The organism is Dyadobacter sp. (assembly GCF_039919315.1).
GTDB lineage: Bacteria > Bacteroidota > Bacteroidia > Cytophagales > Spirosomataceae > Dyadobacter.
Genome location: NZ_JBDSFX010000100.1, coordinates 14,083 through 40,080 on the forward strand (window position 1 = coordinate 14,083; position 25,998 = coordinate 40,080).

The window sequence follows — 25,998 nt, forward strand, 5'->3', positions numbered from 1 at the left end:
GGCAGATTGAGCGCATCATCATGCGGTCGAGTAGTGCTATTCAACCCACAATAATCCAGAAGCAAGCGCCAGGCCCCAAGTAATTACCGTCAGTGTAACCGTGACCAGGATCTTAGTCTTAAATGATTTTTTCTTAACCAGCCTGTCAAGCCCCCAGCTTAGTGCAGCGGCGGCAAGACCTATCAGTACAAAGTAAGAAAACGGCAACCTGTCATTTCTCGAAAAGTGCTGAGTGATCACTCGCAGCCCCTCAAAAATCGAAGAGGAATTAAAAAGTGACAACATAAAGGTCCACATTTTTCTCGTTGGGAATCAGACTGAGCTGAATGTGTCTTTTGAGTGTTGGTTTGTTCCATTTGGGCGCCGTTTTTTCTCCTTCTTAATTTTTCTCAATCATCTCGTGTTAATTCTCAGTCCAGGACTTAACACGAAGTGATCGATATGTAACCAAAGTTACAAAATGCAGAAAACATAAACATGGGCCAATCGTCTGTCATCAAAAGAAAATTACAGAAATTAGCGGGAGCAAAAAACCATGACAATAAACCACCATATCCTAACCCTGAATGCAGATCCCGATCAAAAACAAGCTTGACAATAACGAACTTTTTAGAATCAAAAGGATGAAGGAGGTGATCAAAACCACCAATCCACACGGCCACAAAGATTATCTCGAAATTATCTACCTCGAAGCTGGTGCCGGAACGCACCATATCGACCACAACAGATACGAAGTCAACCCGGATAGCCTTTACCTCGTGATGCCTGGCCAGATACACAGCTGGGAATTGACCGAAATACCAAAAGGATACGTCATGATGCTGCAAAAGGATTTTCTTTTGGGAAACCCATTTTATGAGCTATTGTTTCAAACATTTCCAGCCGCCTACTCCGGTCACTACGATCTGACAGAGATCAATGGGACGGTTACCAACATTTTTCAGAGCATTGAAACTGAATATGACAAGCGCGAGACGAATTATCAGGTCTTGATACAAACTTACCTGCAATTGCTTTTCAATTTGCTCGACAGGCAAACCGGGCAAGACCTATCCATACCCTATCCTGCTCAGTTGAAGAACTTTTTTTCAATGCTGGAAAGCCAGTTCAAGACCAATCGTGAGGTGAGCAGCTATTCAAGCCAATTGAACATGACACCCAGGGCCCTCAACACCGTTTGTCAGAAATACTTGCACAAAACTGCCGGGACTGTCATTAATGAAAAAATCACGGCGGAATCCAAAAAGCTGCTCTTATACTCGCACCTCAACCTCACCGAACTGGCGTACGAGCTCGGTTTTTCAGACCCTTCTCATTTCAATAAATTTTTCAAGAAACAAACGGGTGTACTACCGGGAATTTACAGAAAAGGGATTTCCTGAATGTACTAGTTTTCGGCTTTAATGTACAAAGTCTACTGTTTTTATAGAGTTAAATTGCCTGTCTAAGATCACAGAACAGGCATTTTTACTCCTAATGAAATTATTCCTCTTTGCCACAATCAGTTTACTGTTCACCATTCAGGTTTATGCACAAACGAATGTAACCATCACCGGCAACATTGCCGACAAGGAAACAAAAAGCGTTTTATCATATTGTTCTGTTGCCCTTTTTAAAAGCAGTGATTCGACACTGGTGAATGGTGTTTTGGCGGGCGAGCATGGAATTTTCAAATTTGAAAATATTCCCGCAGACCAGTATTACATTGAAGCACAATACATTGGCTACCACAAGCTGTTCCTTAGCTTGCCCGAAATCAAGGCAGGCCAGTCATTGGTACGCCTGCCGACAATCCTGCTGGAAGCCGATGCAAGAACACTCCGGGAGATAGACGTAAAAGCAGAACGCCAAACAGTCGAAAACAAGATCGACCGGCAAGTGTACCGCGCCGACAAATTCCTCAACAGCCAGGGCGGTACCGCTATCGATGTACTGAAAAATACGCCGTCGGTTACCGTAAATAGCGAAGGAGACATCAGGATGCGGGGTTCATCCGGTTTTTTAGTGCTGATCAATGGAAAACCCGTGCAGACCGACCCGGCCCTGATACTCAATCAAATTCCTGCCAACACCATTGAAAATATCGAGGTAATCACTTCACCCTCTGCCCGTTTCGACCCCGATGGGAAAGCGGGTATCATCAATATCACCACAAAAGCTGCGTTACCGGGCAGCAGATCGTTTTCGGCCAATGCCCAGGGAGGCCTTCCTGCGATTTACACCTACCATAATCTGCATAATCCCGTGCGTTTTGGCGGTGACGCCACTTTCAGTCTGCAATCTGAAAAGTGGGACTTTAATGTGAGCGGCAGTTACCTCCGGAATGACATTGCGGGCCGGAGAACAGGTGATGTGAACACGACTATCCATTCGATTTTCACTTCATTTCCCTCGGACGGGGAACGGAGTTTCATCCGCGAAAATTACACCATCCGTTCATCCATTGCTTTCAAACCAAACATTTACAATACATTTTCGGCAGGTATTTACAAGGGTTACCGCTCCCAGTCACGCCGTGCCGATATTGTTTATCACAATACCAAAACGGACCTTAGCAATGGTGATATCGTGGGCCGCATCACTTATTTCAATTCAAATGTTGCCCGCAAATCTTCGGATATCATGCTGGGAAATCTGGATTACGTCCACATTTTTACCAATAAGTCCAGTCTGACTTTGTCAGGATTAGCTGAAAACGCCGATCTCGACGGATTGACAACCAACATCAATCTGGATGAGCCTAAACGTCAGATTGTTTTACAAAAAACTAAAAACCCAAGTACTAATCCGTTGAATGCGTATCGGCTAAAAGCAGATTACGCCATAGAGATTGGTAAAGGGAAGCTGGAAACGGGGTACCAATACCGCAACCAGGTTCAGAAAGGAAATTTCCAATACCAGGATCTGGATCACGACAGTGGTTATTATGTAATCGTGCCGCAGTTTAGCAGTAATACCAAGGTGATCAACCGCATTCAATCAGTATACGGGCAGTATTCGGCCAAGCCCGGGAAACTGGAATACATCGCCGGCCTGCGCTACGAGTACTCAACCCGTGCTTTTACGGCTGGTAAACAGCCGGTTAGAGACCTGTATTTATCTAACATTTTCCCATCATTGAACCTGCAATACAAATGGAGCGAGTCTCTGGTGGCCAAAGCGGGATACAGCAAACGGGTTCAGCGATCCACCAACAGCGAACTGAATCCCTTCCCCGAGCGCGAACATTCAGAAACGCTCGAATCGGGAGACCCGGACATACTGCCCGAATTGATTGATTTAACTGAAATTGGGGTTGTCAAAGATTTCAAAAAAGGAAGCGTTTTTGCCACGCTTTACAACCAGCGCATTAAAAATGTAGTCAATCGGGTCAACAGCGTCTATAATGACACCATATTAAACCGCATTTATACGAATGCAGGCCTGGCCACCTCCTGGGGACTGGAAGCGGGCACTACTTTCAATGTGAACAGGTGGTGGCAATGGTATGCTGGTGGCAATGTGTACCGTTACAAGATCAAAGGCTCGCTGTTTGATAAAAATGTGAATGTCAACACGTCCAGCGTCGTGTATTCGATCAATGCCAATACTACCTTTAAAGTTTCCCCTACTTTTCAGCTGCAATGGACGGTGAGTTATCTTTCGAAAAGAGTTACTGCCCAGGGAGAAGATTCCCGCTTCATTGTTCCGACCGCGACAGCCAAGAAGACATTCTTAAAAGGACGATTGGCGGCGACACTTCAATGGCAAAACATTGATCTGGGGCTACTTGGAACCAACCGACAGCGGATCACCACTTTTGGAAAGGATTTCTTCACTACAACCAATTACATTCAGGAAACCGATATTTTTCTGCTGAACATCAGTTATAACCTCAACCAGGCATCCAAAAAAGCCAGGCTTCCTTCCAGTGAATTTGGTGAGAAAGAATTTTAGCCGTTTAAAAGAAGCCGCTGTCTGATCAATATGCAGAAAGTTTGACGAAAGCTTACTAATTTATCGGTCATGAAAACATCTTTCCTCTTGTGAGCAGCGTGTCACATCCATTAATCGTCCATATTGACAAGCTGGTCAGCGTGAATGTTGACGACGAAGCGGCGATCCTTTCGTTTTTTCGTCCGATTCAAGTCAGCAAAAAGCAAAACCTGATCGAGGCCGGTCATCCCTGTTCCACGCTCTATTTTGTCGTGAAGGGATGTATCCGCCTGTTTTATTTGAATGAAAAAGGCGTAGAACAAACCTTACAATTTGCGATCGAAAACTGGTGGCTCACCGATTTTATGGCGTTTCCACAGCAAGGCATAACGGAATTCACGATTCAGGCAGTGGAAAATTCGCAGCTTCTCGCCATTGATACCGCAGACCAGGAGCGGATGCTGGACCAGTTCCCTCCATTGGAGCGCTACTTCCGGTTGATCTACCAACGTGCTTATGGGGCCTCGCAAGTCAAGATGAAGTATCAATACGACTATTCGCGGGAGCAACTTTACCACCATTTTATCGACAACTTCCCTCAATTTACACAGCGCATTCCCCAGTACCTGCTGGCTTCTTACCTGGGTTTCACACCCGAATATCTGAGCGAGCTCCGCAAAAAGCGTTCTTAAACCAGTTTAAGTTTTTTTGGCCTACGACCTGCGATCTTTGTTATGTCATTCAGCAAGTCGCTTGGCATCAAAACATTAGACAAACAAATCATGAAAAATCGCGTAGACATTCAGACAGTACAACCTCAGGCCTATAAAGCAATGTATGCATTGGAGGGTTATTTGCAAACCGGACAATTGACCAAAACCCATAGAGAACTCATCAAACTCAGAGCATCACAGATCAACGCCTGTGCATTTTGTCTGGATATGCATTCCAAAGACGCATTGAAGTACGGAGAAAGTGTGGAGCGGATCGTTTTATTGAGTGCATGGAGAGAATCAGGGTTGTTTACAGAGGAAGAAAGAATTATCCTGGAATTGACCGAAGCCGTTACACTAATCCAAAACGAAGGCATCAATGCAGATCTTTATCAACGGGCAGAAACAGCGTTCGGTCAAGTGCATCTGGCGCAGATCATTATGGCCATTGTAGCCATTAACGCCTGGAACCGGATTGCGATCAGTACACATTTACAGCCTGGAAAATAGTAGTACGAAGAGATGACCAGCGCATAAAAAATATGAATCACGCCAGCCTTTTGCGCTGGCGCCGGTTACATGCCTGACGACATTTGGACGGCGAATGCTGGCTTACATTATTGCTACCGAGCTTGCATCGCTACGCGATTTTCGGACATTCCGGCTTCCATTGTGCAAATGCGCCCGAACTGCGAAATTTTGCTGGATGCGGATGCGGCGTCCAGGATTAAAAATGTGTATTTTTAAAGCGAAATTCCTCCTCAGCTTTGCATGAAAATACTTTCCTATTCCCGTTACGATAGGCTTTTACAGGTTATCGTCATTCCGATTGTCATTGGAGGATATAACTGGATTGTCGTCGGGGATCCCTACCTGGAATTCTTTGCCACTTTCTGGCTGGCAACGTTATTAACGCTGGCTCTATCATTCCTTAACTGGATGAGCAACAATTACATATCACTATATCTTGACCAGAGATTCCCCGGGTTAGAAAAATATATGCGCCGGGCATTCTGGCGGTTAGGGTTGTGTGCTATCAGTACGTGTATCAATTATACATTGCTTTTTCTGAGCTTTAAATTCATTCCGCTTCCACACTTTGACCCTAACCTGCCTAGGCTGGGGCTCGGATTATTATTTATCCTGCTGCTCGTCCTGATCATGGTCTTTGTCTACGAAGGCATTCACAACTTTGCAAATTGGGAAAAATCAAGGCAAGAGGTGGAAGCACTCAATAAAGCGCAGCTTCAGGCCCAGCTTGATGCCTTACGTCAGCAGGTTAATCCGCATTTTCTTTTCAACAGTCTTAATTCGCTCATTGCATTGATTTCGGAAGATCCTCGTCAGGCCGAAGTTTTCGCGGAAGAACTGAGTTCCGTTTACCGGTATCTGCTGAGAAGCAATCAGGGGCCTTTAACAGCGCTCAGCGATGAACTGGAATTTATCCGGTCCTACTTCCAGCTTCTCAAGACCAGGCACGGTGACGCATTGCAACTGCGGATCCATATTCTCCCGTCCGAACAAAAATTAAAATTACCGCCACTGACGCTGCAGCTACTCATCGAAAATGCCGTAAAGCATAACATTATCCTACCTTCCCAACCGCTCATTATTTCCCTTTTCACTGATCACAACAACCGATTGATCGTCAGCAACAATTTACAGCGAAAAAAAAGTCGGATATTGTCTAACGGCGTAGGCCTGAGCAACATCCTGACAAAATACAAGGTCCTGGGGCAAACTGCGCCTGTCGTGGAAGATGATGGCGAGTCGTTTCGGGTGTTACTTCCGTTGCTGTAGCTGCAGGATGCATGAATGAGTTAGTTTCTCTTCATCCCTAGCCCCGGGCTAAAGCCGCGGGGTTAGGGATCGCTTACACAGCAAGAGATTCCATAATTCATTCCCGACCCGGCACGTGAATGGGTTACGCACGTGAAAACATACACAGCGTTGATATTCCAACGTGAGGCTCCGATCAGCGTGTCGCGGTCAGTGTGAAATCTGTACCTGAATCGTCAGTAGCACTGATAATGATCTTTTTTCCCTTGATCCGCGCGACTTTTTCTCCCTCGTAAATCAGATCAATGGTACCCGATGTTTCCGACACTTCGATGTCGCTTACATCGTAAACCATGAACTCTTCATTCGTCGATTTGGAACGGATATTCAGGGACGCGTCAATGGTAGTGGCTGTTTTCTTGGTGATCTGAATGTCTCCTTTCAAATTACTTTCGTCGGCAGGCACCGTCTTTCCTTCGAACTCTAGTTCGGAGAAAATATATTTCCCTGATACTTTGGTCGCCAGGTCGGCCGGAGCGACTTCATCCTTATCGTCTTTACAGGAACTGACAGAGATCAACAGGATAAATAACGCGGCAATGTGTTTGATACTGAATAGGTTTTTCATGGCTTAATGATCTTTTGTTTTTGTTTGATGCATCAAAATTATCACCTGACCTGCGGCGCCGAAATGGTCTCATACACAGAGTGCTACTTTTATTCCATGAACTGGCGCGAACGAAGGTTGAAACGTATGGGTCAGATTTACCGGTAAAAACAAAATACCAAGCAATTATTGGGCAGACGGCTCTATATTTATGTCCAAAATATCCTGACACTCCTGATCAATGAAATAACCCAATACTTTTATGAATGTCACTTATAAAATTGCCGATACAGACCTGGAATTTGAGCAGGCGAAGGAGCTTTTTCAGGAATATGCCGAATTTCTGAATGTCGATCTTTGCTTTCAGAATTTCTCCGGGGAATTGGAGAACCTGCGGAAACAATATGACAAACCGGATGGTTTGCTGCTGCTAGCTTACCTGGACGAATTACCCGCTGGATGTGTCGGAGTAAGGCAATTTGACAGTGAAACAGCAGAACTTAAACGAATGTTTGTTCGCCCTGAGTACAGAGGTTACAAGCTCGGAAAAGAACTGCTGGAACGTGCTATGGAAGGGGCAAAAGCGCTGGGATACCAAAAAATGAAACTGGATACATTAGCAAACCTCGTGAAAGCCCGTGAACTGTACGAATCTTTTGGTTTCCAGACCATTCAAGCCTACCGCTTCAACCCGATCGACGGCGCCATTTACATGGAAAAAATGCTTTAATGCTGCTTAAATGGTAGCTACTTTTAATCTCAAACTATTGCTGACCACCGATACTGAGCTCAAAGCCATCGCTGCCCCCGCAATCATGGGATCGAGCAAGAATCCGTTGAATGGATACAGCAGCCCAGCCGCCAGCGGGATACCGATCAAATTGTAAATAAAGGCCCAGAACAGGTTTTGCCGGATTGTTTTCACGGTTTTCTGCGAAAGCAATAGTGCTTTGGGGACCATGTTAAGGTCAGAGGTGATCAGGGTCATTTTGGCAACATCCATCGCGATATCCGATCCTTTTCCCATGGCGATACTCACGTCCGCCTGAGCCAATGCATGGCTGTCGTTGATACCGTCGCCTACCATCGCCACTACCTTTCCCTGTGATTGCAGCTCTTTCACGAAACTGGCTTTTTCGGAAGGCATTACTTCTGCTTTATAATGCCGTAGTCCCAATTGCGCAGCCACTGCGGCGGCTGTTTGTTTGTTATCACCGGTCAGCATATATACTTCAATGCCCCGGTTTTGCAGCGTTTTGATCGCCTCGGCAGATGTTGCTTTAATCTTGTCCATGATCGCGATAGCAGCCAGGGCCTGGCTTCCGGAACTACGGTTCGCGGAACTACGGTTCGCGGAACCAAAGTAAATGACCGTTTTTGCCTGATTTTGCCATTCCAGCGCTTCGGTCAGAAGTTTCGCGTCAATGCTTATGCCTTTTTCGTCCATCAGTTTTTTGTTCCCGACAAAATACTGCGTCCCCTGTGTGACAGCACTCGCTCCCAGCCCGGTGATACTTTCAAACTGGTCCACCGGCGTACTTTTAAGGTCATGCTCTTTCAGGTTATTGACCACCGCTTCGGCCAGCGGATGTTCCGATTGGACCTCAATCGCATACAAAATTTGTTTGTACATGGTGTTATCCTGAATCGCAGCGTTCCAGACAATGTCACTCACCGTGGGCTTGCCTTCGGTGATAGTACCGGTCTTATCCAGAATGATCGCATTCACTTTGTACCCCAGTTCGAGGCTTTCCGCATCTTTGATCAGAATATTATTTTCAGCTCCTTTTCCTACACCCACCATAATGGCCGTGGGCGTTGCAAGTCCGAGCGCACAGGGACAGGCGATCACGAGCACGGTCACGGATGTGAGCAGCGCATGTGTAAAGGCATTTTCACCACCAAAAATCATCCATACTATAAATGTCAGTATCGCAATCCCGATTACGACCGGAACAAATATGCCGGCGATTTTATCGACCAATTTTTGTACGGGTGCCTTACTTCCCTGCGCTTCCTGCACCATTCGGATAATCTGGGCCAGGACGGTATCCCCGCCCACTTTCTGCGCCTCAAACTGAAAACTACCTTTCTGATTAATGGTGCCCGCAAAGACTCTTTCGCCTTTCCTTTTTTCCGCCGCCACAGGCTCACCACTGATCATACTTTCGTCCACATACGAGCTGCCGGATAGCACCAGGCCATCCACCGGGATTTTTTCGCCCGGCCTCACCACGATCGTATATCCTACCTGTACCTGTGAAACGGGAATTTCCTGCTCCACACCATTCACAATGGCCCTCACCGTTTTGGGCTGCAAGCCCATTAGCTTTTTAATGGCTGACGATGTATTGGATTTGGCTTTTTCTTCCAGGAGTTTTCCCAGTGAAATAAAAGCGATCACTACCGCTGCTGCCTCGTAATACACGTGCGCATGCAGGCCCCGCGCATGCCAGAATTCAGGATTTATGGTATTGAAAAGGCTGAATAAGAAGGCGATACCCGTGCTGAGCGCGACCAGCGTGTCCATATTGGCTTTACCTAACTTCGCCTGTTTGAAAGCATTTACAAAAAACTTCCGCCCCAAAATAAACACGACCGGAAATGACAGCACCATCATCATCCAGTTGGCGTACGGAATCTCCATGAAGAACATACCAATCACCACAACCGGCAGCGATAGCAATGCTGCCCAGATCGTACGCTTTTTTAATTGATCGTAATCCCGCTCCTGGGCCTGCTGTTGTTCCAGCTGTGGATCTTCTGAATCAATGATCAGGTCGTAGCCAATAGCGCGCACTGCATTTTGCAGATCTTGCGTTTTGACACTCTTGTCGTATTCTGCCCAGGCGGTCTGACTAGCGTAATTCACCCCTGCATCCTGCACACCTGGGGTTGATTTCAGCATGCTTTCCACGCTCACGGCACAGGCCGCGCAGCTCATTCCAAGTACCGGAAAGGTTTGTTTTGTAAGCTTACCAGCCGCTTTTTTCTCATTTATATCTTCACTAATGTTGGTCTCCATGGTTTCCAATTATTTTATACAAAGATAACCGGAGCCTACACCTCGTCTTTTACACAATTCGGGTTGTGTTATACATGATTACAAATAACTCAGCCACCATTGCTCGCGATGGCTTTGCTTATACTTGTCAAACCATTTGCAAATCGGATAAAGCGACAGAATAATGCCGATCCAGATCAGGTATACGATCGCGAGATTGAATCCAAAACCGTGCAGATTGATCTCAAATTCCTTCTGAATCATACTCTCCCAGCCATAACCGGTAAGTTCAGCGGCAATCATTCCCAGTATACGGATCGTGTAAAGGTGCAGTATGTAGTAGAAAAATGGTACGCGGCCAAAAACGGAAAAGAAATTAACCACTTTTCCCCGCCACTTTTCCGAATTGGCCAGAAATAGGAATGTGAACGATAGCGTGAGCAGCAGATAGGAAAGTGACGGCGGATATTTGTTGACATTCAGGAATGACATCAGCGTTCTGCCTGCGGAATTCAAATGGGTCCATGGAACCGGATCGCCATAGACGTTGGCCCACCGGATGAGTACGAAAAGAATGATGGACGAAACGCCAAGCGTGTTGAAAAGCTTTTTCCTGCGTGCCGGTTCAATGGCAGCTTCGTAGAATTGACCGAAATAATAACCAAGCGACATCACGCCAATCCAGGGAATGATCGGATAAATGACTGTTAAGGTAGTATTGGCCAAAATTTTGGTACTGTAAACCTCATGCAATATCGCCCACCACACATTGTTCAAATGAATGCTATCCAGCAGATTATGGCCCGCAATGATCAATAACGAAATGACCAGAATAGCGTTTTTAGGAAGGTGTATAAACCCGGCGAGGAAAATCATGCTCGCGCCTAAAACCCAGATCACAGCCAGATCGACATTAGTGAAATGCACATTGAAATACCAGGCGAAGGCTATGATGGTCAGTTCCATCAAAATCAGCCATAAGCCCCGCTTGATCAGGAAAATAGAAAGATCAGCCTTCGACTTTCGTTTGCCGGACATCAATGCGGATACCCCGGCCAGAAAACTGAAAGTAGGTGCGCAAACGTGCGTCATAATGCGGGTAATGTACACCGGTACCGTTGCAGTAGCGGGATTACTGACATCAAAAAATGACGTGGATTGGTAAAAATAGTCCCTGGTATGGTCCAGGGCCATGAGTACCATGACGAAACCTTTCAAAAGGTCAATGGATTCGATTCGGCTTTTGGTTAAAGAGGTCATTATCGAGGGTTTTTATTTCAGTTTTTGTGATTGACCATCAAAGAGCAACCTGACTGATCAACTCCTCATACCGCCCACCACTACCAGATTCGGAAAGCCAGTCCCGGACAATGTATTTGAAAAATAACATTGGCGGCTCATGCTCAGCAATGGCCTTTTGAAAGTAGCCGACAGCAGTATCTGTGTCGCCCAAAGAGGCATATACGATGCCCATATCGTAATTGGCAACCACCTGCGTTTTGCTGAGGGCGACCATTTGGGTAAGGATATCCCTCGCGCTCTCGGTTTCTCCCGACAGCCCGAATAAAGCGCCGCAGGCACTTAGGGTAATGCCATTATAGTTGATTTCCAGCGCCGCTTCCAAAGCATCCTGAGCCGCCGGGTAGTCGCCGGATGTGATCAGGTTCAGCCCGAGGATCATGTGGCCTCCCCAGAATGTAGGTTCAAGTGCAACCAGTTTCCTGCCCTGCTCAATCGCCTTTTCAAGATTTCCCGCAATCCAGTATACGTAGCCTGCGTAAAAGTTATTGATCAGTGAGAATGGTTCGAGCGACAAAGCCAGTGCTATTTGCTCTTCTGCTTTGGCATAATCGTCGGTAAGCGCCCGGTAAAGAGCATATTGACCGTGCAGGTCGGCAGTATTCCAGTTCTGCTCCAATGCCTTTTTGAATGCCACGGATGCACCGCGGAAGTCCCATTCGTAGAGCATCAGCATACGGGCCAGGGCCAGATTACTTTCGGCGATGCCACTATCCAATGCAAGCGCCTGCTCGGTTGCCTGTTTCATTCGTGCCAAGGCATCGGAAGCGGGCAAGTGCCGGTAAAACCACATATTGAGGTAGCAGGAGGCTATTCCGGCGTAGGCAATCGCATAGCTCGGTTCCACTTCCAGGGCTGACTGAAAATACCCGATCGCTTTATTGTATTCGTAGACCCCGGCAAATTTGTTGTGATAAAATCGCCCGTGCAGGTAAAGCTGGTAGGCATTGGTATTATTGGTATATCTCTTAAATGTGTTACCAAGCTCATCGCCCAGCAACTGTACCTTTACTTCCTTTAAAATCGAAAGCGCAATTTCGTCCTGGATGTCAAAAATGTCCTTTAATTCCCGGTCGTAATGCTCTGACCACATATTATAGCCGTCCGCCACATTGATCAGCTGCGCTGTGATGCGCAGTGTATTACCCGATTTCCGCACGCTGCCTTCCAGAATATGATCAACATTGAGTTTTTCACCAATCAGCCGGAGGTCCTGGTTTTTACCTTTAAATGTAAATGAAGAAGTACGGCCCGCGACCAGTAAGTTGGGTGTACGGCTCAACACATTGATAATTTCTTCGGTAACGCCATCACTGAAAAACTCTTGCTCGATGTCATTGCTCAGGTTCAAAAATGGCAATACCGCGATGGATACCTTTCCGGCGGCCTGGGCCCTGGGAGCGCTTTTTTCTATCATAGTACGGTTTCGAAATTATGTTGGGTTTGCATTAAAAGCGAATCAATCCTCTATTCTATTGATCCTACTGATTTAACGTAGATTTTTCATTGCTTAAGCTGCTATCTAGCTATCAAACCACTTCTTGAATGAAGGCGCTTTTTCCCGGCTGATATCCAATTCTGACTTCAATGGATATTTCAGCAGAATGGTAAGTTTTTGATTTTCATTGCTGCGAATGCCCTGGATAGCCTCACTATTCACGATAGATTGTCTGTTTGCCCGGAAGAATTTGGCCGGGTCCAGCAATTCCTCAATTTCATCCATCGTCGTAAAATCAATGACATGACGCTCACCCTTGAACGTATATAAAAACAAAATTGTGTCCTTCATAAAACAGGCAATGTCTTCGGTATTCACCGGGATCATCTGGCTCCGGAAGTTCACAATAAATTTCTTCTTGTAGGCAGCCTTACTAGTGGGGGGATTCGTAAATGCATCCAGCAGCTGCCGCAGATCGGTTTGCATATATTTGTTCTTTTCGATCAGCGTCCGGCATTTATCGATGGCCCTTTTCAGCTCAGGCTCGTCCACAGGTTTCAGCAGATAATCAATGCCATTGACCTTGAAAGCCCTGATCGCGTACTCGTCGTAGGCGGTCGTAAACACGACCGGACAAGTAATGTTGACGTGCTCAATGAGGTCGAAGCTGATCCCGTCGCCCAGTTGAATGTCCATAAAAAGAATATCAGGCTGGTCATGTAGTTTAAACCAGTTGATCGCAGATTCAAGGCTCGATAGCACTTCGATCACCTCCACATCATCGGCCACGAAGCTGATCTTGCTTTTCAGCTCCTTTGCAACCAGGCTTTCATCTTCAACTATGACGGCTTTCATTTATATGAGTGGGATTTTTACGGTAAAAAAGTCTTGGTCCTCAATAATCTCGATCCGGCGGTCGGTGAGATATGCGTAGAGCGAACTGATATTGGTAAGGCCTTTCCGGTTACTGGTTTCTACAAAGTTTTTCCGCTGCAAATTATTCCGTACCACCAGCTTATCATTTTCATTAAAAATCCTGATCATAAGCGGTCGCTTTTCCGAAATCACATTGTGTTTGATCGCATTCTCGATCAGGTTTTGAACCGTAACCGGCGCAATTTTCCAATGTGTGTACTCAGGGTTAATGTCAACGTCGACCACCAGGCCTTCCTCAAAACGCGTTTGCTGCAATTTGATGTAGGTTTCGGTAAACTGTATCTCATTACTCAAAGACACCAGCTCACTATCCCTGTTTTTGAGAATATACCGGTAAGTATTGCTCAGGCCACTCAAAAATTCTCCCGCTTTTTTCTGGTCAATCCGGATCAGGCTGCTGAGCGAAGTAAGAGAATTGAACAAAAAATGCGGGTTCAGCTGCTGTTTCAGACTGTCGTACATGACCATTGCCTTTTCCTTTTCCAATGAATTAGCCCTGCTTTCCAGCGAATAAATCCGTTGCTCCTGCCGTATCCTGAATTTGAAAATCATGTAGACAACACCCAGGCAAAACACAAGCGCGAAGATCCTGAACCATAAGTTTTTGTAAAATATAGTGGCTACATGTACCGGAAGGGCAACTGCCGGTTCCTTCCAATCGTCGTCAATGCTGCTTGCCCTCACTTTAAAAACATAATCTCCGCCAGGCAGGTTGGTATAGCTCGCGTATCTTCTGCTCCCGCAATTCACCCAGCTCTCGTCAAGCCCTTCGAGCTTGTATGCATAATGCTGCTTCTCAGGCTGGTTCAGGTCTATGGCCGCGAATTCAAATGACACCTTATTCTCCTCTACATCCAGTTTGATTTCCGGGCTACGGCCCGGCTTGTCCTCGTAGTATCGTTCCTGATCGTTTACCTTCAACGAAGTGATCAGAACTGGGACCACTGCGCGTTTTTTACTCAAAAATGCGGGATCAAAATGATAGTAACCCCTTGCCATGCCAAATCGCATCTTTTTGTCATACGTCATCATAATGCGCTGCTCGGTATCCGAGTACTCGATTCCATCCGACGGGCCAAAGCTGGTAATGGTATGGTTTTCAGGCTTCAACACACAAAGGACCGAGCTGGTAACACACCAGATCCTACCTTCCGGATCTTCACACAGATCCAGGACAATGTCGCCCCGCATACCATGCTCGGCCGTGAGCATGCAAGTTCGTTCAGGGGCATTCTTTGCAAATTCGAAACTCAGCAACCCCGCATTGGTACCTGCCCAGATCGTCCCTTTTCTGTCCGTGATCAGTGCGTGAATGTGGTTTCCCGCCGCCGCGCCCATGGTTTTAGCATTCAATGTGATAAACTTGCCTTCCCCGGGACTGAAATACGCCAGGTACCCATTGTTCCCGCCGATCCAGATATGCCCTTTTTTATCCATACAAATTGCACGGATATGGAAGGCAGGGATGCTTCCAGCCCCTTTTTCATCCGGTGAGAAATGCAGGAATTGCCGCGTATGCTGGTCAAAAACAAACACCCCGTTCCGCCTCGACGCGATCCAGATATTACCATGCTGATCCTCGCAGGCACGGTAATAAAAATTCGAGCTGTTGGGGTCAAACTTCGGTGCGGGAGGTTGCAATGTCTTTTCCAAAACCAATTTGTCCTGATCCAGCAGATAAATGTAATCCCGGGTAATGATCCAGATCCTGCCTTTGCTATCTTCGAAAATATCATTGACGAGCATGAGTTTTTCGTCGAGTCCATAGTCAAATGCCAGCGTCTTCTGCTTCCCCGTCCGCTTGTCCTCCACATGCAGTCCGTCCGCATAAATGGTGCCTGTGATCAGGAACCGGTCATTCTCAAATATTTTCGATATCACGTACAGGCTGCCATTGTCGGACCGGGAAACGGGAACGGGACGGAACACAAACTTTTTACTCTCAGTGCGAACCTTGAACAATCCTTTTTCGTGGCATACCCAAAGGTTAGAAGACCTGTCGCGCCATAAGCCAAAATACTCTCCTTTGGGATGGGCCGGATCGTCCGAAAAATTGTCTTTATCAAAATGATATTCCCCCGTAGATTTGATAAAATATCCAAAACCACCATCATTCGAAGTCGTGATCAGCAATGTATCCTTCCCTTCCGGCACCATTCCTTTGATAATGTTGGTAGTACCCGAGATCTTCGTCTTGTTATGTTTAAAATTCTGCCATTTACCTGTTTTTGTATCGTACGACGAAATCCCTCCAGACCACGATCCCATCCAAAGGCGCTCTCCGTCATTGAGAATAAAATTGAATAAATCGCTACGCACAGCACTCTGTACCGGAAATGGGAACGGTACTTTTGCCAACTTTTGAGACCTTTTGTCGAACTGAAACAGGCCGTCGGCTGTGGCAAGCCAAAGATTACCTTTCCCCGTTTCACAAATTCCTCCTACATAATCGTAAAGCCGCCTGCTATCCGACTCCGGCATATTCGACGGGAAAAGGCTGAAATGGTCGCATTCACCTGTTTTTGGGTTCAAATGCATGAAACCCAGTCGATAAACACTCAGCCAGATCTCATCGTCGGAATCCACAAACAGTGCCCTGATCTCCTGCGAAGGGTATGGCCGGTTTTTCCGGTCGCGCAGCACGTAGTTCCTGAACTTGCCCGTGGCAGGATCATACGCGCTGACGCCACCCTGCTGAAATCCGATCCATATCAGGCCTTTTTTATCCGTGGCGAGCATGGTAATGTTATTGGATGAGATAGAATTAGGGTCTTCTGCTTTTTTCCGGTACATTTTAAACCGGTATCCGTCAAATCGCGCCAGCCCTTCCACTGTCCCAAACCACAGGAAGCCGCTTTTATCCTGGACCATTCCGCTCACTATTCTGCTTTCCAATCCCTCGGATTCATCGTACCTGGTCACTTTCATGTTCAGGTCCTGCGCCATTAGTCGGACATTGCCGCATAACTGGCAAAGCTGCAATATCCAGAAAGTTGAAATCATTGAAAGAAATAACTGCATACAATGCTGATGGCCAGGTAATGAGCGCATGACCGGCAGCGCCCGTCATTTCATAAAATTTGCAAAAAAAGGCATCATTTAATAATCTAATTTATCCAAGTGTGGTAAAAGTAAATCGAGGCGTATGGAATTTCGAATGAAGCGACTTGCGCTTGGTATTTTTAGTTACGTATATAGTTAAAAGTTCATGAGTTTATAAGTTTGGGAGAAGAATAAAACCGACTTAACTGCTGAAAACGCTACAATTGAAATTTGCCACACTTCGATAAAAAAAAGCTACGCCTGGCTCACATTCATTTTTTTAAGCGCTCTCCGGCCCTATACATTTGTCCTACCGAAAGGAACACAAGGCGTTATCAGCCAGCATGATAGTCAGGCATTCACTACCAAACACAACGTTCAGCACATTACTCTTTTAGCCATGAAAAATTCTAACATCGTAGAACGAAGGACATCCTTCACCGAAAACAAAACGATAGCCCAGCTGTGGCTGCAACTGATCAGCGAAGGTAACATTGAAGCCATTTGCAGCATGACTTCCCCGACGTGGCGCATGCACGGCGGCGCTCCAAACATGCCCGAAGGCCCGGACGGAATTCGTTACCTGTTCAGCACATTTGATCACATCGACCAGCAATGGACCGTTGATATGGTTTTTGCAGAGGGCGATTATGTAACAGTACGCGCCACCAACTCCTGCATGCAATCGAGCTTTCTGGGGATTCCTGCGGCAGGTATCAGGCAGGTTTTCACCTGCACATTCATTTTTCACATCGTTGACGGAATGATGGTAGAGACCTGGCGCAATGCTGATGACCTTGGTCGGGTCTTACAGCTCGGCGTAAAACTCACCCCTTCTGAATCCTGAGAAAAACCATTAAAAGCCACACACTACTTTGCTCATGTCGTAGACAATTTCCAGTACACTATGCGCACACTTTCATGCTCGCTCGCGAAGCAAGATGGAAGAACTATGTCCGGTTACCACTTCTTACTAATCTCTATATGTTATGAAAAATTACTTTTTACTGAAAAATCCCAGCTTGTGGATTAGTCTTCTGATTTGCCTTTGCGCTGCGAATTTCCACGACATCCAGGCAATTCCTTACACGGATCCCCTGAAAGCTGACCCTCCAAAAATTACTGTTGCAGCAACAAGCTTGCCCGCTTTTACTTCCATAGTAGGATCACCATCCGCTCATGTAAAATACCGGGTAGACTGGGAAAACATCACGAATGAGGAAGGAATAGGTTTCCAGGCGCCCACAGGGTATCAAATTACCGCAGTGTTCGGAGCAACCGACGAGCCTGGTGATAGTCCATTTTTTGGAGATTTTGATTCCGACATTCTAATTCCTGGCGGTCTCGCATCCCTTAACACAGGAATATTCATTTTTGTAAGATTATCCCCTGCGGTGCTTCCGGGGAATTACAACGCCAATATTACCGGTGGTACTCAAACGCTGACGGCAGCACCTGTTGCAGTGAACGGTGTCGTGACCCCTCTGGCCGACCCTGGCGTGCTCCGAGTCTTATCAGGTGCCATATCCGCACCCAGTACAGAGTTCGGTGAAACGTCGCTGCCAAACTTCTACCTTTTGAAGATAGACCGCCTGCTGAGACAAGATCCTAAATTTGTTCAAATCACTGCCCCCGAATTTTTCGAGATCAGTTTCGAGGAGATTGGGCCATTCAGCACCGTCCTTACATTACCTTTCTCAGGCAATAAAATCCTGGTCACTCAGGAAACGGCAATTTTCTTCCGTCTGAAAGCTGGTCTGCCCATTGGAAAATACCAATCGGTTGTTCAGCATTTTAATCCCCAAACAAGTCAGGTAGAACAGGTTGTAAAAGGTGAAGTTGTGCCATCTAATGCTACCGCCGGCGTTTCTCCATCTAGCCTAACTAACTTTAAAGCTTCGAAAACGCTTCCCTCACCAGATCAAAACTACGTTTTATCTGCTACCGATCTGCCTGCCCTTATTGCTAGCCAATTTACGATTCTCGCTCCAAACGGATTTCAGGTTAGTGTCAACAAGTCAGGCCCGTACGAAGATTTCATTACGATTGACAGCGGCGTGGATGATCAGGATAATACAACTGATTTTTCAAACCTGCAAAAGAACATTTTTGTTCGGTTAAAATCCGGGCTAACACCTGGCATCTATTCCGGCGACATTGTGAATGTGAATTCACTCACTGGTAATCACAAAGTATCCGTTTCCGGTGAAGCATTCGAGGAGTTTCCACAAACGCTAACCAGCAGTCCAGGCAGCATTATTGCATTGAATACAATTCAGGGTACAGCTTCGGGTACTAATAATTTCCTGGTAAGGGCAAAGGGTTTTACTGATCTGCAAAACGGAGAATCGCTCCATATCAAGGCACCGTCTAGTTTTGAGATCAGCCTGTCCAGCAATGGCCCATTCAGCGAAGAACTCGACTTTACTGACTTCGACAACAAGGGCGACCTTACCAAAAATGTGCTGATACGGATTAAATCAACTGCCCTGGCTGGCACATTAACAGGGGAAATCGACGTGAATGTAGGACCGCTGGCAAGCCTGACGATCCCCGTAACAGGCCAGGTAGCGCCGCCACCCGCTACATCCCTGTCTCCCGGCACCCTTACATTCAGTACTGCGGCGACTACACCATCACCTGCTCAGGCATTTACTATTTCAGGAACGGGCCTCCCCATTTCCACTCCTCCGATCATTGGCGTCACCGCGACCGCCCCGGCGGATTATGAATTGGCACTTTCAGCAGCTGGCCCTTTTTCTGATAACATTTCGACATTGGCAGGGGTAGCCGCAGATCATACGGCTTCGAGACAACTATTCATCCGGCTGAAAGGAACGGGATCGGGAACGGTCAACAGAACCATGCCGGTACAAATGGGCAGTGTTCCGCCAAGCACATTGATATTGAATGGCACGATCGGTTCTGCGCCTGAACTGACTTCCAATCCTTTGTCGCTAAAAGACTTTGCAGCCGAACTGGGCAAAGCATCATTCGCCAAAAGCTACGTGACCAAAGCTGCTAACTTCCCCACCACACTGGTGGAAGAAACGCTTACCCTCGACGCACCTGTTCATTTTGAGATCGGCACCGATGAAAAAGGGCCGTATACCGACAGGCTGCTACTTACTCTTTCCAACGGCGCACTGACCAGGACTATTTTTGTAAGACTTAAAACAACTGCCCCACTGGGCCTGATCACAGGCAACCTGGTACAACGCGTGGGGACGCTGGCCGAAAGCATTGTCACCCTCGAAGGTAATGTGGTACAGGTTTTCCCGGTCACGCTGGTCAGTTTCACCGGTAAGGCCGCTGGCGAAGGCAAGACATTGCTGGAATGGCAAACTTCCGAGGAAAGGGAAAATGCGGGTTTTGAAATACAAAAATCTACCGACGCCAAGTTTTTCAGCAACATCGGCTGGATCGACGGCCTGGGTAATGCCAACCATCTGAAAACCTATACGTTTTTAGATGAGGAAGCTACTACCACTGCCTACTACCGACTGAAACAGATCGACTTCAACGGCACATTCACCCTTTCCCGAATCGTAGTAGTGGTACCTGAAAATGAAAGCGTGGTCCGCCTGAAAGCCTGGCCCAATCCTTCCACCAACGGAATTTTCAATGTCGAATTGCCCACCGCCGTGAACGGGACATTCCTCTACGACCTCACAGGCAAACTATTACCAGCCCCGATCAAAACCGGCAAACTAGACCTTACCCCATATCCTTCAGGCCTTTACATGCTCAAAATAAAAACGAAGGAAGAGGTACGGACGATCAGGCTGATGAAGAGCAATTAATTACCATTTCAATTTTCATATTCTAAATTTTCAATTCAACTCAAGTCATGAAAACAATCAAATTCACATGTTTAATTCTGCCGGTTATGCTGGCGCTAGGTTCCATTTTCGTTCAGTCGTGTTCCAGCGAAGACCACCTCATCCCCGACCCTACTTTCGACATTTCCCTGAAAAACGACATTACGCTGGGCAATATCTTGGTTGATGGCACCGGCAATTCACTTTACTTTTTTGAAAAGGATGTGGAAGGCAAAAGTCTTTGCAGCGGTGGCTGCACCAATGTGTGGCCGATATTTTTCTCGGAAAACATCAAATCGGCACCCGGCATAGGGGCTTCACTTTTCGGGACCATTACCCGGGAAGACGGCAAAAAACAGACTACCTATAAGGGTTGGCCCCTGTACCGGTTTGCGCAGGACGTAAAAGCAGGTGACGTGAAAGGCGACAACAAAAATGGTTTCTTCGCTGCCAAGCCAGATTACAGCGTATTCTTTGCAAGCAAAGGCGCTGGCCGCTATCTGGTCGATGCATTTGGCAAAACGCTGTACACATTTGCGAATGATCAGGACGATATCAGCAACTGCAAAGATGGCTGTGCAGCCGTGTGGCCTGCGTTTTTCGTGGAGCCTCCGGTAGTGCCTTCCCCTTTGAAAACCAGTGATTTTTACAAAATCACCCGCGTTGACTCCAAGCAGCAGGTAACGTTTAACAAAAAACCGGTGTACTTTTTCTCGAAAGACCTGGTTCGCGGCGACGTGAAAGGTACGGATGCCAACGCCAAGTTTACCGTTCTGTCTTTCTAATTCAATCAATAGCTATTGAAGAGGCTGTCCGCATGATACGCACAGCCTCTTTACTAACTGGACAGCCTTCGTCACAATGAACCCGGACATTATTGAAAAGTTTAAGAAGCATTTTGAATGTCTTCAACCCGTCGACATTTCGCATCTGGAAGATTTTTATGCGCATAGTATCGAGTTCAAAGACCCTGTGCGGACTCTGAGGGGAATTGAAGAAGTGAGCAAGTACAATCGAAAATTCAACGCAAACCTGACACGGGGAAGTTACAAATTCACACACCAAAGCATCCTGCACGACAAGGCATATCTCTCCTGGGAGCTGGAACTCGAATTCAGGATACCGCGCAGAGCAATCAGCGTGTCGGGGATCACAGTTTTGCATTGCATTGAAAAAATCGTTTCACACCGCAACTACTACGACGCCGGTGAACTGTATTACGAAAATCTGCCGATAGTCGGCCCGCTAATCCGCCAGATCAAACGGCAGCTTTACAGGTATGGCTAACGTTTTGCAACACAAGCAACTCATTAATAGCATTGAGGATTTGGGTAATGTCTAAAAAACCGCCATCGTCGACCGCGTCCATGACGTTACATCCCTGACGATATTCGCAATAATGTCAATCAATTCTTTTTTGCTACCGAGGTTACATCGCTAACCGATTTGACTGTTTAGCGTAATTTCCAATATGTGATACTGCCAGAAATCGCGTAGCGATAAAACCTTGGAAGCAAATGTAATTGCACCTGCGCAGTTCAAATGCCGTTAGGCATGTAACACCAGGCTCAAAGCCGTTCATGAAGCACTCCGCCTCGACATAGTAGCAGAGCATTGATCATAAAAAAGTCCTTCGTTCCGGCTGGAACGAAGGACTTTTTTATTTAGGCAATTTGAAATATTAACCTAATGAAACAGTACGGAGTGTTTCCGCATCCTGAGTGTTTAATTCAATGTCTTTTACCTGCTGATTGTCGCCTTCGATCAAAATGACCTGGTATGCCCCGTCAGGAAGTTGGTTCAGATCGAAACGGGTGCGGGTAGCAGCATTACCTTTGCTGATCATTTTGTTTGCCAGCGTGTGTCCGGACTTGTCGACCACTTTAACAGATACTGTTTTCAGGTCTGACTTGATCACGGTAACGTCTATCTTACCATTTTTCCCTGTTACTACCGAAAATTTGGTGTCGTCATTTTGAGCGGTTGAAGCGGAAGCCGCAGGATTCCCGTGGGCAAAACCGGTAGAGGATACTGCCATTGATACTGTTAATAATACTGATGCGATGAGCGTTTTCATGATTCTTTATGTTTAAATGTGATTGTTTTTGTTTTGAAGGAAGCAACCCTGCGTCCGACTGATGATACAATGATACCAGGTCGTCCAAGAACAAAAAAACAGACTCGACAGATAGGAAAAGAACGACGACAGAAAGGCAAAAAACGACTCTATATGACTGCAAATGAGTACATTACTCTATTTAATAACCACTGATAGATCCAAATAAGGCTTTCATAGAGTGTAATGCGCAATTCATTGGTTTAAACAATACAAAAGCTACGGCTGCACGTCGTTTGCAAAATTTTCGCATATTTAAGAATTGTGCGGAATCTTGGAATCAAACAAATGTAAATCAATGCGAAAAGTCTCCATTTTAGTTTTTATTGTCATCATTTCCATTGTTTTCATGTACGCCCTGACTCATTACATTCCGATGCAAGGTTTTTTATTCGCATGGATCCTTAATTTTTTGCTGATGGCATGCGTGCTTACTTTTACTGAAACACTAAAAAGCCCGCTTACTTCTTCTTACTATCACGATAAGCCATGGGAACTGAGAGGAAAAATATATGAGTCTTTTGGAGTCAATATTTTCAGAAAACTATTGGTTGGGATCGGATGGGAAAAGTTGAACAAAAAATCCAACCCGATAGAAAAGAATACCAAAACCTTAATGGACCTGCATTACAAAACAAGACAATCGGAATTAGGACATATCATTATTCTGATTGTAGTCCTGGGGTTCAATATTTTCGTGGCATTTAAATTCGGGCTCCTCAAATCCTTGTGGCTGCTAACATTGAATATTTTACTAAATCTATATCCTATTTTGCTTCAAAGATACAATCGGCCGCGAATAGAAAGAGCTATCAATTTAAGCAGACGCAGATAAAGACGCTTCGATAATGTCGGTTTGGCCATACATTGAGCCTTTGCAGGAATACACCAGGCGGCATCCCCTGCAAAGGTTGTGTTGAAAACAGATTGCTTAAAATGAAGCTTTCGCCACAGCTGCCGTTGCGGGCACTGGCACAGGCGTGCACATTGTGATATGCTGATGTTCCTTGTTACTGAAAGTCAGTTTCTTAGCGTCCAGTTTTTCCAGGTTCTGCCCTTCCTTGATCTTCACAAATTGATTGGCCGCTACATTCTTGATCTTTTGTACCAGTCCGCTTCCATTCCAGCGGATCTCGATTTCATCGATCATTGTAGCCTGTCCCACACCAATTTCTCGCTTCAATGGCGCTGAACCAAAGCTACCGCCGGAATTGACATCCCGGTAAACGCTTCTCGACACGCCATTTTCCTTGAACGTAAGCTTAATGCGGCTACCAATGGCAGCCGTGTTCGCTTTGTCGCCTTCCAGGTTAATGGAGATCCAGCCGTTATGATTTTCAGATGGATTGAGGAAAAATGAATTCTGATAGGCGTCACCCGCGTAGGCACCACCCATTTCAACGTAAATATCCTGGTCACCATCATTATCCATATCACCAAATCCAACACAATGGCCTTTTTGAAGACTACCAACCTGCGCAGAGGTAGTAACATCCGCAAATGCTTTTCCACCCATGTTTTTAAACATCTTATTCGGTACCAATGACTTGTAACTCGGATTACCCGTTCCCAGAAAAACGTCCAGGAACCCGTCATTGTCAATGTCGCCGAAGCTGCCGCCCATTGCAAAAGCCGTTTTGTCCATCCCAAGCTCGCGCGTCACATTCTTGAACGTACCGTCGTGATTGTTTCTGTAAACCACCGGCTGCCCGTGAAATTCTGGTGAAGTACCCAGTTGTTCAGCCGCCGTGTAGTAGCTCAGGTTATGATCCATCGTGTAATCCCCCGAAAGAATATCCAGCCAGCCATCATTGTCATAATCCCAGAACCAGGTCGTGAAACTCCGGTTTTGGTCAACATGCAGATTGGCTTTTTCGGTAACGTCTTCGAAACTGATCCCTGCGGCGCCACCTGCCTTGGAAGCACCTTTGTTTTTAAGCAAAAAACGTCTGCCGCTCAGTGTTGAAATGAATATGTCATTCCAGCCATCGTTATCGTAGTCCCCGGAAGTTACCCCTTTCACAAATGCCGCCACTTCACATTTTGCGAGCTTCGCTACTTCGGTGAATGTGCCGTTTTTGTTGTTCAGGTAAAGTTCGCAAGGGTGATAATTCGCGCCGATACTAGTTTCATTACCAATAAAAACGTCTACCCAGCCATCGTTGTTGAAGTCATTCCAGGTCGCAGTTTGCGTTGGATGAAATGATAGCAGGCCGCTGTCGATCGTTACATCTGTGAAAGTTCCGTTCCCGTTGTTTCTCAGAAGCGAATTAGGTTGCTCGCCAAAAGTACCGCTCAGCCACGCTCCGCGCGGAACGAAAATGTCCTTAAACCCATCATTATTATAGTCGGTTTGCATGATTTGCAGGCCACCGGTAAATTTGCTCAGGCCGGATTGTTCCGATTTGTCCGTGAATGTACCGTCCCCGTTGTTTTTGAAATAATGCATGGATTCTCTCAAATCCCAACTAGACATGACCATATCGAGGTAGCCATCATTGTCGAAATCTTCCAGTACCAGGCCACCGGCCATATTTTTCACATCCAGGTGCAAGCCAGGCGCTATGTCCTGGAATGGCTCCACTGTGATTTCGCCTGAACTGTTCAGACCCGGCAGCAACCATTTTTTCGGGACATCTTCAGGATACTTACCTAGCGTCATATACGCAATGTTGAGTAGCCAAAGTGCCTCCAAATCATCCGGGTTGTTGGTCAGCATTTCCTTATACATGGCCACGCTCCCTTTCGAACCTCTCGTATTCTGGTGCACCCCGCCGTTTTTGATCGGTAAAATACAGGCTTCCACAGAATGGTTTGTGATACAGTTGGTCTGCTCACCGATCCTCAGGTAAGTAAGCGCTATGTCGTCTTTCACTTTTCTCATCACACCCGATTGCAGATAGAAAGGATTCGGGTCGCGTTCGAGCCTTCTGAGAATTTTAAGCGCCTCTTCCGATCGTCCCAGTTGCAACAGCACATTGGCTTTGAAATGGTTGATCCTGAACAACTGGCCAGGTTCTGTATTGGGGACAACTTTAAGAAACGAATCCAGGTATACGAGCTGCGCTTCGGGACTAAAACCATTTTCATGGTTAAAGACCTTTGCTTTTGTTTCCTGCAGCAATGCCAGTATTTTGTCCTCTGAGGATGGTTTGGTACAAAAGCTGATCGTAAATGCGCCTGTCAGGACCACTATGATGGTAATTAACGTGAGTTCGGGATAAGAAATTTAATCATTTTTTATAAAAACAGGGAAAATATTGGTATATTTAAGTATCTGACATTCAAATATTTAACCAATAAATTCCCGTGTTTTCAAAGGATAAAG

General features: G+C 46.2%; 20 protein-coding genes. 11 read left to right on the top strand and 9 right to left on the bottom strand.

The genetic code is table 11. The features are described from left to right. Positions 1-36: 36 nt before the first annotated feature. Entirely contained in the window at positions 37-285 is a 249-nt protein-coding gene (locus ABIO93_RS28995; RefSeq protein WP_348073516.1) for a hypothetical protein, read from the bottom strand. A gap of 281 nt (positions 286-566) precedes the next feature. On the opposite strand from ABIO93_RS28995, the gene ABIO93_RS29000 reads away from it, so the two are divergent. The 5 genes from ABIO93_RS29000 to ABIO93_RS29020 all read left to right on the top strand — a co-directional run bounded on the left by ABIO93_RS29000 (position 567) and on the right by ABIO93_RS29020 (position 6,428). Continuing rightward, complete coding sequence (locus ABIO93_RS29000; protein WP_348073517.1) at positions 567-1,382, top strand: helix-turn-helix transcriptional regulator; 816 nt, start codon at positions 567-569, stop codon at positions 1,380-1,382. Between the two features lie 94 nt (positions 1,383-1,476). Further along, positions 1,477-3,936: an outer membrane beta-barrel family protein gene (locus ABIO93_RS29005; RefSeq protein ID WP_348073518.1), complete on the top strand. Its 2,460-nt coding sequence runs from the start codon at positions 1,477-1,479 to the stop codon at positions 3,934-3,936. Positions 3,937-4,034: 98 nt separating this feature from the next. Next, positions 4,035-4,607 carry a Crp/Fnr family transcriptional regulator gene (locus ABIO93_RS29010; RefSeq protein ID WP_348073519.1) on the top strand — a complete coding sequence of 191 codons (573 nt, stop codon included), beginning with the start codon at positions 4,035-4,037 and terminating at the stop codon, positions 4,605-4,607. A 90-nt stretch (positions 4,608-4,697) separates the two neighbouring features. Further along, complete coding sequence (locus ABIO93_RS29015) at positions 4,698-5,138, top strand: carboxymuconolactone decarboxylase family protein (RefSeq protein WP_348073520.1); 441 nt, start codon at positions 4,698-4,700, stop codon at positions 5,136-5,138. Between the two features lie 261 nt (positions 5,139-5,399). Beyond that, entirely contained in the window at positions 5,400-6,428 is a 1,029-nt protein-coding gene (locus ABIO93_RS29020; RefSeq protein ID WP_348073521.1) for a histidine kinase, read from the top strand. Between the two features lie 175 nt (positions 6,429-6,603). Here the strand turns inward: ABIO93_RS29020 and ABIO93_RS29025 are convergent, their stop codons facing one another. After that, positions 6,604-7,035, bottom strand: a complete 432-nt coding sequence (locus ABIO93_RS29025; RefSeq protein WP_348073522.1) for a hypothetical protein — start codon at positions 7,033-7,035, stop codon at positions 6,604-6,606. Positions 7,036-7,276: 241 nt separating this feature from the next. On the opposite strand from ABIO93_RS29025, the gene ABIO93_RS29030 reads away from it, so the two are divergent. Next, positions 7,277-7,744 carry a GNAT family N-acetyltransferase gene (locus ABIO93_RS29030; protein ID WP_348073523.1) on the top strand — a complete coding sequence of 156 codons (468 nt, stop codon included), beginning with the start codon at positions 7,277-7,279 and terminating at the stop codon, positions 7,742-7,744. Positions 7,745-7,750: 6 nt separating this feature from the next. Here the strand turns inward: ABIO93_RS29030 and ABIO93_RS29035 are convergent, their stop codons facing one another. From ABIO93_RS29035 to ABIO93_RS29055, 5 genes are all read right to left on the bottom strand, one after another. Then, positions 7,751-10,039 (bottom strand): heavy metal translocating P-type ATPase, encoded by a 2,289-nt coding sequence (locus tag ABIO93_RS29035; RefSeq protein WP_348073524.1) that lies wholly within the window; start codon positions 10,037-10,039, stop codon positions 7,751-7,753. A 78-nt stretch (positions 10,040-10,117) separates the two neighbouring features. After that, complete coding sequence (locus ABIO93_RS29040) at positions 10,118-11,278, bottom strand: heparan-alpha-glucosaminide N-acetyltransferase domain-containing protein (protein ID WP_348073525.1); 1,161 nt, start codon at positions 11,276-11,278, stop codon at positions 10,118-10,120. 37 nt (positions 11,279-11,315) lie between these two features. Further along, positions 11,316-12,734, bottom strand: a complete 1,419-nt coding sequence (locus ABIO93_RS29045; protein ID WP_348073526.1) for an AraC family transcriptional regulator — start codon at positions 12,732-12,734, stop codon at positions 11,316-11,318. A gap of 105 nt (positions 12,735-12,839) precedes the next feature. After that, on the bottom strand, positions 12,840-13,610 hold the full coding sequence (locus ABIO93_RS29050) for a LytTR family DNA-binding domain-containing protein (RefSeq protein WP_348073527.1): 771 nt from the start codon (positions 13,608-13,610) through the stop codon (positions 12,840-12,842). After that, on the bottom strand, positions 13,611-16,694 hold the full coding sequence (locus tag ABIO93_RS29055; protein ID WP_348073528.1) for a two-component regulator propeller domain-containing protein: 3,084 nt from the start codon (positions 16,692-16,694) through the stop codon (positions 13,611-13,613). Positions 16,695-17,133: 439 nt separating this feature from the next. Between ABIO93_RS29055 and ABIO93_RS29060 the strand changes: the two genes are divergently transcribed. The 4 genes from ABIO93_RS29060 to ABIO93_RS29075 all read left to right on the top strand — a co-directional run bounded on the left by ABIO93_RS29060 (position 17,134) and on the right by ABIO93_RS29075 (position 21,841). Continuing rightward, positions 17,134-17,580 (top strand): ester cyclase, encoded by a 447-nt coding sequence (locus tag ABIO93_RS29060; protein WP_348073529.1) that lies wholly within the window; start codon positions 17,134-17,136, stop codon positions 17,578-17,580. Between the two features lie 142 nt (positions 17,581-17,722). Then, a complete protein-coding gene (locus tag ABIO93_RS29065; protein ID WP_348073530.1) occupies positions 17,723-20,536 on the top strand; it encodes a T9SS type A sorting domain-containing protein in 2,814 nt (937 codons plus the stop codon). A gap of 47 nt (positions 20,537-20,583) precedes the next feature. Further along, the gene (locus tag ABIO93_RS29070) at positions 20,584-21,339 is read left to right on the top strand and encodes a hypothetical protein (RefSeq protein WP_348073531.1); all 756 of its coding nucleotides are present in this window, start codon (positions 20,584-20,586) and stop codon (positions 21,337-21,339) included. 76 nt (positions 21,340-21,415) lie between these two features. Further along, positions 21,416-21,841, top strand: coding sequence for a nuclear transport factor 2 family protein (locus ABIO93_RS29075; RefSeq protein ID WP_348073532.1), 426 nt, complete (start codon positions 21,416-21,418; stop codon positions 21,839-21,841). Positions 21,842-22,235: 394 nt separating this feature from the next. Here ABIO93_RS29075 and ABIO93_RS29080 read toward each other — a convergent pair whose 3' ends face one another. After that, a complete protein-coding gene (locus ABIO93_RS29080; protein WP_348073533.1) occupies positions 22,236-22,631 on the bottom strand; it encodes a hypothetical protein in 396 nt (131 codons plus the stop codon). A 337-nt stretch (positions 22,632-22,968) separates the two neighbouring features. Between ABIO93_RS29080 and ABIO93_RS29085 the strand changes: the two genes are divergently transcribed. Next, on the top strand, positions 22,969-23,505 hold the full coding sequence (locus ABIO93_RS29085; protein ID WP_348073534.1) for a hypothetical protein: 537 nt from the start codon (positions 22,969-22,971) through the stop codon (positions 23,503-23,505). A 96-nt stretch (positions 23,506-23,601) separates the two neighbouring features. Here ABIO93_RS29085 and ABIO93_RS29090 read toward each other — a convergent pair whose 3' ends face one another. Next, a complete protein-coding gene (locus ABIO93_RS29090; protein ID WP_348073535.1) occupies positions 23,602-25,863 on the bottom strand; it encodes a CRTAC1 family protein in 2,262 nt (753 codons plus the stop codon). Between the last annotated feature and the right edge of the window lie 135 nt (positions 25,864-25,998).

Coding starts and splice junctions, on each gene's coding strand:
- ABIO93_RS29050 (WP_348073527.1), bottom strand. CDS start 13,610: ATGAAAGCCGTCATAGTTGAAGATGAAAGCCTGGTTGCAAAGGAGCTG.
- ABIO93_RS29070 (WP_348073531.1), top strand. CDS start 20,584: ATGAAAACAATCAAATTCACATGTTTAATTCTGCCGGTTATGCTGGCG.
- ABIO93_RS29075 (WP_348073532.1), top strand. CDS start 21,416: ATGAACCCGGACATTATTGAAAAGTTTAAGAAGCATTTTGAATGTCTT.
- ABIO93_RS29005 (WP_348073518.1), top strand. CDS start 1,477: ATGAAATTATTCCTCTTTGCCACAATCAGTTTACTGTTCACCATTCAG.
- ABIO93_RS29060 (WP_348073529.1), top strand. CDS start 17,134: ATGAAAAATTCTAACATCGTAGAACGAAGGACATCCTTCACCGAAAAC.
- ABIO93_RS28995 (WP_348073516.1), bottom strand. CDS start 285: ATGTTGTCACTTTTTAATTCCTCTTCGATTTTTGAGGGGCTGCGAGTG.
- ABIO93_RS29000 (WP_348073517.1), top strand. CDS start 567: ATGCAGATCCCGATCAAAAACAAGCTTGACAATAACGAACTTTTTAGA.
- ABIO93_RS29040 (WP_348073525.1), bottom strand. CDS start 11,278: ATGACCTCTTTAACCAAAAGCCGAATCGAATCCATTGACCTTTTGAAA.
- ABIO93_RS29085 (WP_348073534.1), top strand. CDS start 22,969: ATGCGAAAAGTCTCCATTTTAGTTTTTATTGTCATCATTTCCATTGTT.
- ABIO93_RS29065 (WP_348073530.1), top strand. CDS start 17,723: ATGAAAAATTACTTTTTACTGAAAAATCCCAGCTTGTGGATTAGTCTT.
- ABIO93_RS29020 (WP_348073521.1), top strand. CDS start 5,400: ATGAAAATACTTTCCTATTCCCGTTACGATAGGCTTTTACAGGTTATC.
- ABIO93_RS29030 (WP_348073523.1), top strand. CDS start 7,277: ATGAATGTCACTTATAAAATTGCCGATACAGACCTGGAATTTGAGCAG.
- ABIO93_RS29025 (WP_348073522.1), bottom strand. CDS start 7,035: ATGAAAAACCTATTCAGTATCAAACACATTGCCGCGTTATTTATCCTG.
- ABIO93_RS29055 (WP_348073528.1), bottom strand. CDS start 16,694: ATGATTTCAACTTTCTGGATATTGCAGCTTTGCCAGTTATGCGGCAAT.
- ABIO93_RS29080 (WP_348073533.1), bottom strand. CDS start 22,631: ATGAAAACGCTCATCGCATCAGTATTATTAACAGTATCAATGGCAGTA.
- ABIO93_RS29015 (WP_348073520.1), top strand. CDS start 4,698: ATGAAAAATCGCGTAGACATTCAGACAGTACAACCTCAGGCCTATAAA.
- ABIO93_RS29045 (WP_348073526.1), bottom strand. CDS start 12,734: ATGATAGAAAAAAGCGCTCCCAGGGCCCAGGCCGCCGGAAAGGTATCC.
- ABIO93_RS29035 (WP_348073524.1), bottom strand. CDS start 10,039: ATGGAGACCAACATTAGTGAAGATATAAATGAGAAAAAAGCGGCTGGT.